Below are 15090 nucleotides of genomic sequence, written 5' to 3' on the forward strand. Positions count from 1 at the left end.
TACCAGAACGCCCCCTGTGTGCCTGCTGCGGCGCACAGGGGGCGTTTTTATCATACGTCATTCCCGGGTCCTGATCTCGATCGTTCTGCCGCCAAGATTTTCATAGACGCGGTGGGAGACGGAGAGCACCGTGCGGCCTGCAGACGCGCGGCGCAGAGCTTCCAGCACGCGGGCCTCCGTTTCGGCATCCAGATTGGCGGTGATCTCATCCAGCAGCAGCACGGCGGGGTCTGCGGCGGCGGCACGGGCAATGGACAGCAGCTGCCACTCGCCCTGCGAGAAGATGCCCTCGGTACAGACAGTGTCATAGCCCTCCGGCAGAGCCCGGATGGCAGCATCGATCCCGGCCAGTGCGGCGGCAGCCCTTGCCATTTCCCCGGTGATCTGCGGGTCTCCCAGCGTGATCTGTTCCAGCACGGTGCCCGGCACGCGGGAGAAATGCTGTTCCACACAGCCGATGCAGGTGCGGCGCTCCCGGTCGGTGATGTCCCCCACCTTCACGCCGCCGATGGTCACCGTACCGTTCTCCGGCTGATACAGGCCCAGCAGGAGCTTGAACACGGTGCTCTTGCCCGCACCGGTGCGGCCCACCAGCGTGACCTGCTCCCCCTGTTTCACGGTCATGGAAAAATCCTTCAGAACGTGCCGTTCCCCATAGCCGAAGGTGACGTGTGCAAATTCCACATCGCCCCGGGCAGCCTCCCTGCGCGCGGGAGGGATCGTGCGCTCCGGCTGGTCGAGAAAGGCATCGATGCGCCTGACACCCGCCATGGCCGACTGGATGGTCTGGATCTCCATGCCCAGGCTTTCGATGGGGGCGAAGATGCGGGAGATGTAGTTGATGACGGCCACCGAGGTGCCCACCGACATGCCGAACAGGGTCAGAAGCTGTGCGTTCCCCGAAGTGGAGAGCAGCATCACGATGCCGACCACAGCAGCATTCAGCAGCAGCACCACCGGCGAATAGACGGCATCATAAAAATTGGTGCGCTCCATGGCGGCATAGCTGTCACCGATGCACCGGTCATACCGGCGCTCCATGTAATCCTCCAGCCCCAGCGCCCGGATGGTGCGGATGTTGTGCAGGGTCTCGGGCACCTGCCCGGAGACAGCGGCGACTGCGCGGCGGTTGTCCAGCTGCGCGGCCAGCATCCGCTTCTGGACGTGACGGGTGAACACGGCAAACAGCGGCAGAACCAGCAGCAGGATCAGTGCAAGGCCGGTGTTTTTCACCGCAATGACCCCCATGATGGAGACGATGCGGCAGGCATCTGCTGCCATGCTGATGATGCCGGAAGTGAACAGGGCTTCCACCGTGTCCACATCGCCCGAAAAGCGAGCGGCCACCTCGCCGGGATTCTGCTCTGCCAGTGTACCGGCGGGCAGGCGGCTCAGCTTCCGGGACATCTCCGAGCGCAGGGCATGGGTCATCCTCTGGCCAAAGAGCACCAGCAGGCTTTCCTGCGCCGAGGTGAGCACGCCTTCCAGTGCAAGGCTGCCGAAGTAGAGCAGCACGGCCAGAAAGGACAGCGGGAGGCCCGCGGTCAGACGATCGATGACCCGGGCCAGCAGCAGGGGCGGCAGCAGGGATGCCGCCACCGAAGCTGCCACACACAGCACCGTGCCCACCGTGAGAAGGCGGTGCGAAGCCGCTGCCATCCGGACGGCAGCAAACACGCCGTGATCATTTTTCTTTTTCATGCGCCCTCTCCCCCTTTCAGGCCGGTCTGGCTTTCGTACAGCTGGCGGTAGACCGGAACCGCTGCCATCAGCTCCCCGTGGGTGCCAACGGTGGTTCTGCCGCCCTCCATAAAAATGATCTGCTGCATCTGCGGAAAATGGTACAGCCGGTGGGAGATCAGGAACACCACCTTATCCCTGGCATACGCCTGCAGCTCGGCAAAGATCGCATCCTCGGTGCTGCGGTCCAGTGCCGAGAAGGGGTCATCCAGCACCAGCACCGGGCGGGGATGGGCCAGCGTCCGGGCCAATGCCAGACGCTGTGCCTGCCCGCCGGAAAGGCGGGTGCCGCCGCTGCCGATGACCGTCTCCGTACCCTTTTCCATGGCCAGCACTTCCTCCTTCAGGGCAGCGGCTGCAAGCCACGGCATGGCATCCTGTTCGCTGCCGCAGAGGACATTATTCTGCACGGTGTCGGCGCTCAGTTCCGGGTCATGGCCCAGATACCCGACCGTGGCGGCGATCTGGCGCGGGGTCAGGGCGGAAAGCTCTCTGCCGCCAAAGCAGACTGAGCCTTGATAGGGCGCTTCGCAGAGGAATACGCGGCCAAGGGTGGATTTTCCGCAGGCGACCGGGCCGGTGATGCCGACGATATCGCCGGGGTGGGCCGTCAGGCTCAGGCCGGAAAAGACAGGCTCTTCCCCATAGGAAAAGGCGAGTTTTTTCAGTGTTACCTCCTGTGCCGCCGGGATCTGCAGGGCATCCAGCTGCTCGGGCGTTTTCATCAGGGGTCTGATGCGCTTCCAGGAGACCTCTGCCTTTTGCACCGCGTTGAAGAGCTTGGCCACCTTGGAGGATTTGACCACCAGCTTGGTAAAACAGGAAAGGAAGGTGGTGAAGGCGGCGATATCCCAGTGGTTCCAGCCGGTGCCCAGCACATTCTTTGCGCCGAACCACAGGATGAACAGGGTCCCTGCCTCGGATGCCGCCAGATAAAGCGGCGGCAGAGCGGACTGCCACACGTTGTTCCGCACGGCAGTCTTTTCGGAAAGGCTCAGGGCCTCCTCGTATTTTTCCATCCGGGCCTCCTCGCAGCCGTAGATGCGGTAGGTCACGGCATTCCGGGCACGGTCCAGCGTGGCACTGCTCAGAGCACCGGCGGCCTTTTTATAAGCTGCACCGGCGCGCTGCACTGGCTTTTTCATCCCTGCCGCGCAGACATAGGACACGGGAGTAAAAAGCAGGCCCAGGATCGCCAGCCGCCAGTCGTACACCAGCAGCATGACCGCATAGCCCGCCAGCGCCACACCGGTGTCGAACACCTCCGTGGTGAACTTGCGCATTCCCTCCACGCAGTCGTCCACATCGGCGATGGCCTTGGTCATCAGCTCACCGGCCCCCTCTTTTTCCAGCGCTGCCCGGCTCTGCCGCACCAGATTGGCGTACAGGATGCCCTTCATCCGGCGGTTGATGTTGTTGGCAAAGCGGCGCACATAAAAACGTTTGACGAAGCGAGCCGCCTGCACCAGCAGTGTGACCGCAATGTAGGCCAGCACCAGCAGCGCCATTTGGGCAGCAGTCTCACTGCCGCCCAGGATATCCGCCAGGCACTGGGCCAACCGGCCCTCGAACCATGGCGCGGCCAGCAGACCGATGTTATAGACAAGGCCCGAAAGGGTCACAAGGAGCAGCGGGAACCACTCCACCCTGAAATAGGAGAGGACCCGGTCCGGGCGGAACGATTTATCTTTTTTCATGGGGCATTTTACCTCCTGTGGGTGTTCCATTCAGTATACCACGGTACAAAAAGCATCTGGACAGCTTTGTTCAGAAAAAAGCCATGACAGCAGGAACAAAATGCAAGATCATTTCAATGGTCACCGCTGTCATGGCGATCGGTTTTCTTTGTATGAAAAATGCTCCCGTCGGCAGGATCTGCATTGCAGTGGTGTGGGTCTGCCATCTTCTGTATTTCACCTTGCGGGTCAAGACCATCAAGCCCACAGAGCAGACTCAGGAAAGTGCAGAATAGATCCCCCCGGGATACCATCAGATTGCGGGCACCCATAGCCCGCAGGGATAACAGTTACGTTCTTATCGGTTCACGAAATTCAGCGCCAGCACAAGCAGCAGCATGTGTACCGGGTAAAAGGCGTAGCAGGCATACTGGAACGGTTTGCTGTGGCAGCCCTGCCGCCCGCGATACAGCCAGATGGGCACCAGCGCCAGCAGCGCAAGCCCCTGCTGACACAGCTCAAACTCCATGCCGAACAGCCGGATGGGGTACATCAGCCCGCCCAGAAGCACCACGTTGATCCAGTACAGGGTCAGCACCTGTCCCAGCAGGCACCACCATTTCCGGCCCCGGAAAATGTAAAAAGCGAACACGGTCAGCACACCGGCACCGTAGTAATCCACCATGCCCAGCGTGCCCAGCACCGCGCCCGCCACCACCACAAGAGCGGATACCAGCAGGTACAGCCCTGTTTTCTGCTTTTTGCGCATCGTTTCCATCAGATGCACCCCCAGAAGCCCCAGCAGCAGCGTCCAGATGACGTTCTGATGCACCGGGTAGAACCATGTCCCGCCATACATCAGATCAAAGGGCACTTCCGAAAGCAGTGCAAACAACAGCAGCCGCAGGGCATAACGCTTCAGATTCCGGGTATGAAAGTAGCCTTCCACTGCCATAAATGCAAAGATAGGGAACGCCAGCCGCCCGGCGCAGGTCAGCCAGTCCTGCGCCGGCAGAAGTGTCGCCCACAGGTGATCCATCAGCATCAGCGCCATGGCAATGAGATGAAGCGCTGCTGCACTCAGGTCAATGCAATTTGCGGCAGCGGGACGAATCGGTTTGGTTGACATGATCATACCTCGTCTTTGTCTAAATTCAGTTGCTTTGTCTGGAATACGAACGACTCCCTCCAAGAATTGCAGCCCCGGCGGTAAAAACTGCCGGGGCTGCAATTCTTCATCGCTTATCCCTCCGGTTTTGCACCGGCCATTTTGGATACGGCAAGCATCCAGGGCAGCTTCTGCCATTTGCTCTGCCTGCAAAATGGGGGATGCAGTGCACCCGCCCCGCAGGCGGAAAAATGCTCCCGCAGCAGTCTGCGGGGCAAATTCAGAAAGGGTGGCTTGCCTGCCTGCCCATGGAGACGTAAGCACAAAAGCAGGAATGCGGGAAAGGGCAAAGGACGGTTTCGGCGAAGAAACGTCTGGCGGTGGCGGAAAAGCCGAACGCAAGATTTTTTCAATTATGCTGGCTCGTAAGGTGAACCGGACCGAAACTTCCTTGCGGAACTGTGCAGCGTTATCGTTCATCTGCACCTGAACCGGCAGCCGCGCACCCGGCGCTTGCCGCACCCAAAATAGCCGGTGGAGCGTTTATTCAGGCATTGGTGCTTTCCAGATAGGTCTCAAATGCTTCGGCAAAGCTGGCGTTCACATCAAAGGGGACTGCATAGTCCACACGGGAGGTCACAAGGCACAGGTCGATCCGGTTGGAGGTCTCGTCCGCCTGCCGGTTCAGCTTGCCCAGAGCAGCATGGATGACCTTGCGGTCATAGTTGATGGTGGTCACTCGCTTCACATCACAGCGGTAGGCGATCTGGTTGCCCTCCGCATTGAAACGGTAGCCGGTACCGCCGCCGGAAAGCAGCTGCTCGGAGCTGCGCAGGTCGTTCATTCGCTTGAAGGTGCGCGCCACGCTCTGCCGCGCAGCGTTCAAGCTGACCTCGCTGTCCATATCCATGTCCAGCGCATCCTTTGCCTTGCGGATGGCAGCGAACAGGCGGCCCTTCTCCTCCAGCAGATAGAGCATGAACCGGGCAATATCGGTGATCTGCTGGGCATATTCGGTCTGGGGCAAGTCCAGGATTGTCTCGTCCTCAGCCTCTGCCATGACCTTGTGGCGCAGGTAGGTGTTGGCCACATTCGTCACGTTGGAATCGCAGTCCAGAATGCCCTGGGCCTCATCCAAAAGGGCCTGCAGCTTGTTCTGATAGCGGAATGCTTCTTTCAGATTCATTGTATCCACCTCGTTTTGTCTTGTTCACTGTGCGTTCCCGCCTGTTTTCCTCTATTGAACCATATTTTCCGGCAAAGCACAAGCCGCCCGCCAAAAGTGCATCAAAATGCAAAGCGCCCCAACATGTTCTTTACCACACGTTGGAGCGCTATTTTCTGGAGCAGGATACGGGACTCGAACCCGGTCAAGGACTGCCGGGAGAGGATACGCCGTAGCATTTTTGACGAAAATGCGCCATTTTGAAAAACCGATATTCACCGGTGGCGTTTGATGCTCACGCTTTACCAGAAAAAGTGGGTTACTAAAGTGGGTTACCGCAATATTTTCTGAAGCACTGATTCCAGCGCGGCAGTGGTCTCCTTTTCTTCGCCCTCGATCAGATGGGCGTAGATACCGTAGGTGTCCATTTGGCGGGAGTGACCGACCAAAGGCTTTACAGCACCTTCCGGTAGCGTCTTGGCCATGCTCACAAAGGTATGCCGCAGATTATACGGCGGAACGTAGGAAAGTCCGTTGACCTCACAGTAGCGCTTCCAGCGGTGTCGGAAGGTGTTCTCTGAGTTGATGCCGAACACTGAGTCTGACCCACCTGTCAGCAGACGCTGCGCGGCCAGAATCTCCTCCGCCGTCGGAGTCAACTGTACCGCACGAAGGGCGTTGTCATTTTTGCCCCGGGTCACTTCCCCTCTGGAATTGATGGCCCGGTGAATCTGGATCACAGAGCCTTTTACATCCCTCCAACGCAGGCCGATCATCTCCCCCGGGCGCATCCCGGTGACCGCGCTGAACCGGTATGCGTTGATATAAGGATCTGGCACGGTCATCCCACGCCACAGGGTGGTATCAATGGCAAAGAGAATTCTCAGATCTTCCGGTTGCAAGATGGTCTTTTCCCTCGACCTGGCCCCCTTCGGCACGTGTAGCGATTCCGGGTATAGCGTGGACATTTTGCCCAGTCTCATCCACTTGCAGAACGCCCGGAGATCAGCGCACATGGAACGGAGATATTTTCGACTCAAGCCACCCGCATAGCCACGGTTCACCGCAGTCTGCATCTGTGCCTCGGTCAGATCTTCAACCCGGCGGCGACCGATTACCGGTTTAACCCAAACTTTCCAGCGGCTTTCTACCGGTTCCCAGTTCGAGCGGCTGGTCGTCAGCTTCAGTTCCCCGATCCATTGCACGTAAACATTCTCCACCAGCACCCGCGTATTTGCGATGCCGTCATCCAGCCAGGCATCGGCTTTGCGATTTGCCTCACGCTGTCCCGTCCTGCCCGGTGTAGCTGACGTGAACGCTCTCCGCTCCCCGTTCTTCTGCACTTTGATCTGCCAGCGCTGTTGCTTTTCCATCCAGACAGCCGTATTTGTTCTTTTTCCCATATAAACACCTCCGAAAGACAGGTACACTTTGACAAGCCCAGCCGGAGGTGCTACAATACAGATGTCTGGTCTGTGTATCACCTTCCGGGTGAGCCTGATCTATCTAAACGCTCTCGGTGCGCCAACACCGGGGGCGTTTTTGCATTTTCAGGCACGGGCAGCAGGTCGCTACCCACGCAACAAAATTCTAGTTGTTTGCAACATTCAGTCGCATACAAACCTGCGCAACGTTTGTAGTCACGAAAAAGTGAGTGTTCATGCGGGTTTTTAGGCAAAACATACTGAAACATACTCAAACCCTTATCCTGACCCTAAATAGAAGAAAATAAGAATATATACACGCGCGAGTGCGCTTGATGCACGCCCGCGTAAGGTTTATAAGAATTTCTGTATGCTTTGTTTCAGGTTGCCCACGCCCCGGGAGGGAGGTCAGTAGACCTTCCGGCACTCGATCACCCGGCCCAGAACCTGCACCGGCGTTTTCTTCAGGTCATACACCTGCGGCTGGTGCACCGGGTTGGAGCTACGGGGTGTCAGGATCACAAGGTTCCCCTCCTGCCGGAAGGTCTTTACCGTGGCCTCGTCGCCGTTCACTAGCACCACCGCGATCTCGCCATTCTCCACTTCAGGCTGCTCGCGCACCAGGATCTGATCGCCATCATTCATCCCCGCAGCGTTCATGCTATCGCCCCGGATGTTCAGCCAAAAATATTTTGCACCGTCGGTCTGCCGGATCGGAATATAACCCTCAATGTTCTCCTCGGCATACATGGGCAGTCCCGCCCGGACTGTCCCCAGCAGCGGCGCTACCTGTGCCACGTTGCACGGTGTAGCTCCCACTCTCTGCTTCCAGTCAGCGCTCTCGTGGCTTTTCGCCACGGGGGCGTTTTTGTTTTCATCGAGCAACTGGTCAACCGTAATATGGAAATAATCCGCCACTTTTTGTAGCTGCGCCACCTGCGGGGTTCGCCCCAGGTTCTTCCAGGTTGACACCGTGCCCTTACTGATACCCAGCTCTATGGCCACGGCAGAGGGGCTTTTTCCCACGGACTTGCAAAGCTGGCGATACTTGTCATAAAACATAGTTTACCTCCATAGACTTTGTGCAAATCGTCAAAGTTCAATAAAATGCACTTTTAGGGCTTGAAAAGTCTACTCGGATGAACTATACTGTGCACAGCGGTTCACGAAAATAGACTTTAAGCTCAACTTCACAACCTGAGTATACCATAAGGGTTTATTTTTGTAAACACTTTTTTGCAAAGAAAGGAGTACATTTACATGAACCTATCCTGGCAAGCTGAGGTTTTCGCGATGATGAAGGACAACAACATCAGCCGCAGCGACCTCGCCGAAGCCGCAGGTGTCACCCCAGAGTACGTCAGTATGGTGCTGAACAAGCGGCGCAACCCCGCAGGCGCGGAGAACACCTTCAGAGCAGCCATCCAGAAGCTGCTGACCGAAAAGGAGTGACCGCCATGACACCGAGCACGCCACTGGGCAGCTTTCATCAGAGCCCCTTCTGGCGGCTGCGGGCAAGATTCCGGGACTACGGGCTGTTCGATTCCGAGCTTGCACAGGCCACCGGGATCGCCCAGTCAACTCTCAGCCGCCGGATGCGGGGCACGATGCCCTGGACATCCGACGAGATCAAGACCATCTGCCGGGTGCTGAACATCCCGCAGGAGCAGGTCGGGGCTTACTTCTTCCCCGACATCGAAAAGGAGGAATCACAGTGAAAAAGATCACGATCACCGGCAGCATTGCGCTGCTCGCTCTCATCGGGGCGGTCAAGGTGGCGCAGGGAGCCTGCACGGTCGCAGCACACGCCCTGACCCAGTGGGGCAGCTGGAGCTCGACAGAAGCTGCCCAGGCGGCTCCGTTCCTGGTATTTGCCCTGGCTGCAGGCTTGGCCTTATCGTTACACAGCCTGCTGACTGACAATGAGCGGTACAAGCGCCAGAGCTACGGCAAGGTAGACTGCACAGCCTACCGGCAGAACCGCGAACAGGAGGACTGAGCATGTTTTCTGACAAGAGACGCGGAGACATCTGGTGGATGAGTGACACCCACCGCAAACCGGCAGACACCTGCCTGATCCGGGGCGACCGACCGGTGATCGTGGTCAGCAGCGACAGCGCCAACCAGACCGGCAGCACGGCGACGGTGGTTCCCATGACCTCCAGCCCCGCAAGGCTGGCCCGGGGCGACGGATTCTGCGACAACGTCCTTCTTCTGGGCTACGGTGAGCCGAGCATGGCCCTGCCGAGGCAGGTACACGGCGCAGACCGAGCCGATCTGCAGCAGTACCTCGGCCACCTGACCGACGCGGACATGCGCCGCCTCGATGCAGCGCTCCGGAGCGCGCTCGGATTATGACCTGGTACACGGTATACGAGGCTTCGACCGAGGAGGTCATCGCCAGCGGTACCGGCCCGCAGTGTGCCAAAGCCCTGGGTATGACAATGGGGGTCTTTTACAGCACAGTCAGCCATGCCCGGGCAGGCATTAGCAGCAAGTACACATTCTACGTTGAAAAGCTGAAAAAGGAGGATTTTTCAGAATGAAAACGATCAAAGTCAAGTTGACCTTCACCGAGCCGCTGCTCGGCACCTGGCCTGCCAACCCGAACGTGGCCCGCGAGTACATCGCATCCAAGGGCCCCGACGCTTCCACCATCGAGGATGAGGTGGCCGCCCTGGGCGCAGATGCCGCAGCCGATAGGGCAATGACAGTATTCCCCCGCAACGAGGCGGGGCAGCCGATCTTATACGATTACCAGCTCAAGGGGTTCTTTAAGGACTCCTGCGGTATGCTGGGGCGCATCGGCGGCAAAGACGAGAAGGGCAAGAAGAAAGCAGTGAACGAATCCGGCAAGCTGACAGCCTACAAGAAGATCATCGACGGCCTGATTTTTGTCGGGCCCCGCCAGATCCCTCTGATCCTCAGCGGAGAGATGACCGAGTGCCAGCGCCCCCTGCGGGCCCAGACAGCCCAGGGCGAACGCGTGAGCCTTGCCAACTCCGAGCAGATTCCAGCTGGTTCGACCTGCGAGTTCGAGATCACCTGCATGGACGATGCCCACGAAAAAGCGGTGATGGAGTGGCTGGATTACGGCAAGCTCCGGGGCCTGGGCCAGTGGCGCAACTCTGGTAAAGGCCGCTTCACCTACGAGATTCTCGGCTGACTGCAAAGGCATTGGGCTGCCGTGCGACGCAACGGCAAGGAAATGCCCGGCCCGGCATGGCAACGGCAACGGATGGCATTGCCCAGATATGCGACGGCAAAGCACTGCTGTGGAAGCATAGCAACGGCAAGGCATGGCGAGGCTTCGTATTGCAAAGGCAAGGCATGACTTTGTATGGCAAAGGCATTGCGACGGGATGCTTCGCTCTGCAAAGGCTCGGCATAACATGGCTTAGCGACGGCATGGCTTAGCGGCGTAAAGTAGCGCAAAGGAGATGCTTGGATTCGTGGTGCGACGCGGTGGCAAAGGCTTGGCTCTGCGCTGAACAGCAATGGCATAGCATCGCGACGCGAAGATTGGCTTAGCAAAGGCATGGCAGCGCGACGATGGCGAGGCGTGGCAATGGCAAAGATACAGCTCCGAACTGCAAAGCGTAGAGTCAACAGAATCTTTTTATAAAAGGAGCATGACTATGAACTTCACACTGACTATCAGCGGCGAAACCCCAGCCGAACTGCTGGACACCCTGACCCAGCTGGGCGGCATGACCATCAACGTCAACACCTCACCCAACGGCGGGGTCGAGACCCACACCATGACCGCAGCCGAGCTTCCCCGGCACACCTCTCCGCTGCCCCAGAGCGAGCCTGTGCAGCAGCCGGACAAGCCCAAGGCGCAGACCACCGCCAAAGCCAAAAAGCCCACACGGGAGCCCGCAGTCGCCCCTGCGGAGGAGCCTGCAAACCCTACGAGTGCACCTGCCCAGAATGCGGGTGCTGCTGCGACTACGACCGCCCCTGCTGCCCCCTCTGCACCTCCGGCAACAGCGACCACCCCGGCGGTTGCAAACGGCTCCGTCACTGACCCCGCCATGCTGAACAAGATCCGTGATCTGGCCCGCAGCCTGATCGTGGCTGGCAAGCGGGCAGGGGTTCAGGCGGCCATCAAAGCCACCGGTGCTGCATCCATCTCTAAGCTGCCGCCTGACAGCTACACCAGCGTCTGGGAGGAGCTGCTCAAGCTGAAAGACGAGGTGGACGCAAATGCCTCCAATTAAACACGCTCTGCTGGGGGCCTCCAGCGCGGCCCGGTGGATCGCCTGTCCGCCCAGCGCCCGGGCCACCGAGAATCTGCCCGGGGAGACCAGCAAGTACGCCGAAGAGGGCACACAGGCGCACGAGGTATGTGAAACTGCGCTCCGTCACAAGCTCAAAGACTGGGAGAACGGAAAACCCTTTAACTTGCTAACCGACTGGGTGCATCAACCGACACTGACAGAGATGGTCAACGCCGCCAACCAATACGTGGAGTTTGTGTACCTCCAGTGGGGGCTTTACCTCCACCAGCCCGAGGTGTTCATCGAGCAGGAGGTGGACGTGAGCCAGTGGGTGCCCGGCGGCTTCGGCACCTGCGACTGCCTGCTGATCGGCGACGGCATCCTGCACATCATCGACTTCAAGTACGGGCAGGGCGTGCCGGTGAGCCCGGAGCGCAACCCGCAGCTCATGTACTACGCCCTCGGAGCTTACGCCCTTTTTGAGGGCATCGAGGAGGTCAGCACAGTGCGCCTGAGCATCGTACAGCCCCGGATGCAGGAGGAGCCCCAGACCTGGGTGGTTTCCCTGGCCGACCTTCTCACCTGGGCACGGGAGGTGCTGCAGCCTGCCGCTGAGATGGCATGGAAGGGCAAGGGCGAGTTCTGCACCGGCCCCCACTGCCGCTTCTGCAAGGCACACCCCGCCTGCCGGGCATGGAAGGACAAGTACGGCCCGCTGGCCGGATTTGAGCCTTACCCGGAACCCGCTACACTCTCTGACGAGGAGCTGGGCGAGTGGCTGCAGAAGCTGGAAGGTCTGGCCGCCTACGCCAGGGATCTGGAAGAGTACGCCCAGCAGGCGCTGATGGAGGGCCGTGCCCTGCCCGGATGGAAGCTAGTACAGGGCCGCAGCACCCGCAAGTGGACAGACCAAGATGCCGCCTTCCAGCAGATGCAGGCGGACGGCATCGACGAGGCCATGCTGTACACACGCACACCCATCTCCCTGACCGTGGCCGAGAAGATGATCGGCAAAAAGAAGTTTGCCGAAACCATGTCGGCCTTTATCACCAAGGCCCCGGGGACTCCCAAGCTGGCACAGGCCAGTGACCCCCGCCCCGCCTACGATCGTTTAGAGGGCTTCAAGCCCGAGGAGGACTAACCATGAACACCAACGAAGTTATCATTCCCTGCCGTCTGTCTTACGCCAACATCTGGGAGCCCAAGCAAGTGAACGGCACCGGCGACCCCAAGTACAGCTGCTGCCTGCTCATTAAGAAGAGTGACACCAACGCCCTGGCCGCCATCCGCAAGGCCATCGAGGCCATCAAGACCGACCCCGCATCCCTGGCAAAGTGGGGTGGCAAGCTGCCGCCCAAGCTGAAAGAGCCCCTGCGTGACGGCGACGAGGAGAAGGACGACGAGAACTACGCAGGCTGCTGGTTCATCAACGCCAACGCCAACGCAGACCGCCGTCCCCGGATCATCGACCGGGCCTGCAACGAAGTGCTGGATCAGGACGAGGTGTACAGCGGCTGCTACGCCAAGGTCAAGGTCGGCTTCTTCTCCTACAGCGCCAGCGGCAACCGGGGCATCGGCGCAGGGCTGGAAGTCATCCAGAAGATCCGCGACGGCGAGCGCCTGAGCGGAGGCAACAACCTGGACGGCTTCGAGGTGCTGACCGACGAGGACGACGATTTTCTGAACTGAGTATCACCCACCGGAGGCTCCGCACAACGGGCCTCCGGCCTTTTTGAAAGGAGGCAGCCGTGAAGAAACCGATCATCACGGTGGATATAGAAACCTACTCGCCGCAGGACATCGCCAAGGTCGGTGCCTACCGATACGCCCAAGACCCAGACTTTCAGATCCTGCTGCTGGGCTATGTCAACGAAGATCTGGACACTCCAACGGTCATCGACCTGACAACCTGGCCAGACACGGCACATTTCCTTCGGGAGCAGCTGCCGTGGCTGCTGGATGCCAGCTACACCAAGCGGGCGCACAATGCTGCGTTTGAGTGGTGGTGCTTGTCGGAGGCCATGGGCCTGAGCTGGGGACAGCGGGTGCTCTGGCTGCAGCAGTGGGAATGCAGCATGATCCACACCCTCTACTGCGGCCTGCCCGCCCAGCTGGGTGCGCTGGGTCAGGTACTGCAGCAGCCGGAGGATGCCCTCAAGATGAAAGAGGGCAAGGCGCTGATCACTTACTTCTGTAAACCCTGCAAGCCCACAAAGCGCAACGGCGGGCGCACCCGCAACTTGCCTCAGCACGACCCCGATAAGTGGCGGCTGTTCTGCAGGTACAACGGTATGGACGTGATCGCTGAGCGGGCCAACGACCGGAAGCTGGCTCCCTGGCCGGTTCCCGAGAGCATCATGCAGCAGTGGCGGGAGGATGTGGAGATGAACGCCCGGGGCGTGGCTGTGGATATGGCCCTGGTAGAGGGAGCCCTCGCCTGCTCTGCGCTGATCACGGAGGAGCAGACCGCCGAGAGCAAGACACTGACCGGGCTGACCAACCCCGGCAGCCGTGCCCAGCTCCTCGGCTGGCTCCACAACCGGGGCATAGAGCTGCCGGGGCTGACAAAAGAGGATGTGACCCACGCGCTGGCCGGAGAGCTGCCCAGCGACGTGCGCAGGGTGCTGGAGCTCCGGCAGCAGCTGGGCAAGACCAGCAACACCAAGTACGAGACCATCGCAGCCAGCGCGGGCCCTGACCACCGGGTGCGTGGCACCCTGCAATTCTACGGGGCCAACCGGACAGGGCGCTGGGCCGGGCGGCTGCTTCAGGTGCAGAACCTGCCCCGCACTTACCTCGACCATCAAGCTGAGTGGCGCAGCATTGTAAAGCTACACGACCCCGAAGCGTTAGCTCTGCTGACCGACAATGTGTCCGACACTCTGAGCCAGCTGATCCGCACAGCGCTGGTGCCCGGCAAAGGGTGCACCTTCGTAGATGCCGACTTCTCGGCCATCGAGGCCCGGCTGATCGCATGGCTGGCTGGTGAGGAGTGGGTGCTGGACGTTTTCCGCACCACCGGCAAGATCTACGAGGCCACCGCAGCCCGCATCTTCGGTGTGCCCTTCGACAGCATCGTCAAGGGCAACCCCAACTACAAGTACCGCCAGCGCGGCAAGGTGGCAACGCTGGCCCTGGGCTACCAGGGCGGTGTCGGGGCCATGAAACGGATGGGCGGCGATCAGCTGGGCCTGGACGACGACGGCCTGATGGACATCGTCCGGCGCTGGCGCAGGCAGAACCCCAGCATCTGCAAGCTCTGGGATACGATGCAGAAAGCCGCCGTGCACACCATCCGCACCGGCAGGACTACCGTACCCCGAGTAGGGGTGACGCTCCGCAAGGAGCTGGCCCTCGGGTTCCCCTTCCCGTTTCTGACCATGCAGCTGCCCAGCGGGCGCAAGCTCTTCTACGCCGACCCCGGCACCACGCCGGATGACCGCATTACTTATAAGGAGTGGGACACGGGCAGCTGGCGGGAAGCCGAGACCTACGGTGGCAAGTTGACCGAGAACCTCACCCAAGCTGTGGGCCGGGATTGCCTGGCTTTCGCGCTGGACAACCTCCGACGGGCTGGGTACCAGGTGGTGTTCCACGTCCACGACGAGGTCATCATCGAGCTGCCGACCACGCAGGACGCAGAGGCCGCGCTGGACAACGTGGTACGCATTATGAGCATTGTGCCGCCCTGGGCCGAGGGGCTGCCCCTGAACGCGGCAGGCTGGTACGGTGACTTCTTTACAAAGGACTGAGG

The 15090-nt window shown here is 60.0% G+C and carries 17 protein-coding genes; 11 read left to right on the top strand and 6 right to left on the bottom strand.

Annotated elements, in window-relative coordinates; translation table 11 throughout:
- Nucleotides 1–57: 57 nt before the first annotated feature.
- A complete protein-coding gene (locus MTP40_RS08580) occupies nt 58–1701 on the bottom strand; it encodes an ABC transporter ATP-binding protein (protein ID WP_207684108.1) in 1644 nt (547 codons plus the stop codon).
- Complete coding sequence (locus tag MTP40_RS08585; protein ID WP_207684109.1) at nt 1698–3437, bottom strand: ABC transporter ATP-binding protein; 1740 nt, start codon at nt 3435–3437, stop codon at nt 1698–1700. Before MTP40_RS08585 ends, MTP40_RS08580 begins: the two co-directional genes overlap by 4 nt.
- 83 nt (nt 3438–3520) lie before the next feature.
- Here MTP40_RS08585 and MTP40_RS08590 point away from each other — a divergent pair, with 83 nt between their 5' ends.
- A complete protein-coding gene (locus MTP40_RS08590) occupies nt 3521–3712 on the top strand; it encodes a hypothetical protein (RefSeq protein WP_242700832.1) in 192 nt (63 codons plus the stop codon).
- A gap of 62 nt (nt 3713–3774) precedes the next feature.
- On the opposite strand, the gene MTP40_RS08595 is transcribed toward MTP40_RS08590, so the two are convergent.
- The 4 genes from MTP40_RS08595 to MTP40_RS08610 form a co-directional block, all read right to left on the bottom strand.
- Nucleotides 3775–4545, bottom strand: a complete 771-nt coding sequence (locus tag MTP40_RS08595) for a TraX family protein (protein ID WP_207684110.1) — start codon at nt 4543–4545, stop codon at nt 3775–3777.
- 526 nt (nt 4546–5071) lie between these two features.
- Nucleotides 5072–5710 carry a hypothetical protein gene (locus MTP40_RS08600; protein ID WP_207684112.1) on the bottom strand — a complete coding sequence of 213 codons (639 nt, stop codon included), beginning with the start codon at nt 5708–5710 and terminating at the stop codon, nt 5072–5074.
- Nucleotides 5711–6021: 311 nt separating this feature from the next.
- Nucleotides 6022–7092, bottom strand: a complete 1071-nt coding sequence (locus tag MTP40_RS08605; protein WP_117533226.1) for a tyrosine-type recombinase/integrase — start codon at nt 7090–7092, stop codon at nt 6022–6024.
- A 429-nt stretch (nt 7093–7521) separates the two neighbouring features.
- A complete protein-coding gene (locus MTP40_RS08610) occupies nt 7522–8175 on the bottom strand; it encodes a helix-turn-helix domain-containing protein (protein WP_207684113.1) in 654 nt (217 codons plus the stop codon).
- A 198-nt stretch (nt 8176–8373) separates the two neighbouring features.
- Between MTP40_RS08610 and MTP40_RS08615 the strand changes: the two genes are divergently transcribed.
- From MTP40_RS08615 to MTP40_RS08660, 10 genes are all read left to right on the top strand, one after another.
- Nucleotides 8374–8565 carry a helix-turn-helix domain-containing protein gene (locus MTP40_RS08615; protein WP_207684114.1) on the top strand — a complete coding sequence of 64 codons (192 nt, stop codon included), beginning with the start codon at nt 8374–8376 and terminating at the stop codon, nt 8563–8565.
- Nucleotides 8566–8570: 5 nt separating this feature from the next.
- Complete coding sequence (locus MTP40_RS08620; RefSeq protein WP_117533229.1) at nt 8571–8831, top strand: helix-turn-helix domain-containing protein; 261 nt, start codon at nt 8571–8573, stop codon at nt 8829–8831.
- A complete protein-coding gene (locus tag MTP40_RS08625) occupies nt 8828–9112 on the top strand; it encodes a hypothetical protein (RefSeq protein WP_117533230.1) in 285 nt (94 codons plus the stop codon). The genes MTP40_RS08620 and MTP40_RS08625 overlap by 4 nt, the downstream gene beginning before the upstream one ends.
- A 2-nt stretch (nt 9113–9114) precedes the next feature.
- On the top strand, nt 9115–9471 hold the full coding sequence (locus MTP40_RS08630) for a type II toxin-antitoxin system PemK/MazF family toxin (protein ID WP_117533231.1): 357 nt from the start codon (nt 9115–9117) through the stop codon (nt 9469–9471).
- On the top strand, nt 9468–9659 hold the full coding sequence (locus MTP40_RS08635; RefSeq protein WP_117533232.1) for a hypothetical protein: 192 nt from the start codon (nt 9468–9470) through the stop codon (nt 9657–9659). The genes MTP40_RS08630 and MTP40_RS08635 overlap by 4 nt, the downstream gene beginning before the upstream one ends.
- On the top strand, nt 9656–10279 hold the full coding sequence (locus MTP40_RS08640; protein ID WP_117533233.1) for a hypothetical protein: 624 nt from the start codon (nt 9656–9658) through the stop codon (nt 10277–10279). Before MTP40_RS08635 ends, MTP40_RS08640 begins: the two co-directional genes overlap by 4 nt.
- 472 nt (nt 10280–10751) lie before the next feature.
- Nucleotides 10752–11336, top strand: a complete 585-nt coding sequence (locus MTP40_RS08645) for a hypothetical protein (protein ID WP_117533235.1) — start codon at nt 10752–10754, stop codon at nt 11334–11336.
- Entirely contained in the window at nt 11323–12477 is a 1155-nt protein-coding gene (locus MTP40_RS08650; protein ID WP_117533236.1) for a DUF2800 domain-containing protein, read from the top strand. The genes MTP40_RS08645 and MTP40_RS08650 overlap by 14 nt, the downstream gene beginning before the upstream one ends.
- Nucleotides 12478–12479: 2 nt before the next feature.
- Nucleotides 12480–13025, top strand: a complete 546-nt coding sequence (locus tag MTP40_RS08655) for a DUF2815 family protein (RefSeq protein WP_117533237.1) — start codon at nt 12480–12482, stop codon at nt 13023–13025.
- 59 nt (nt 13026–13084) lie between these two features.
- Complete coding sequence (locus MTP40_RS08660; protein ID WP_249257146.1) at nt 13085–15088, top strand: DNA polymerase; 2004 nt, start codon at nt 13085–13087, stop codon at nt 15086–15088.
- Nucleotides 15089–15090: the final 2 nt, after the last annotated feature.

It is taken from the genome of Faecalibacterium sp. IP-3-29, from assembly GCF_023347335.1.
Lineage (GTDB): Bacteria > Bacillota > Clostridia > Oscillospirales > Ruminococcaceae > Faecalibacterium > Faecalibacterium duncaniae.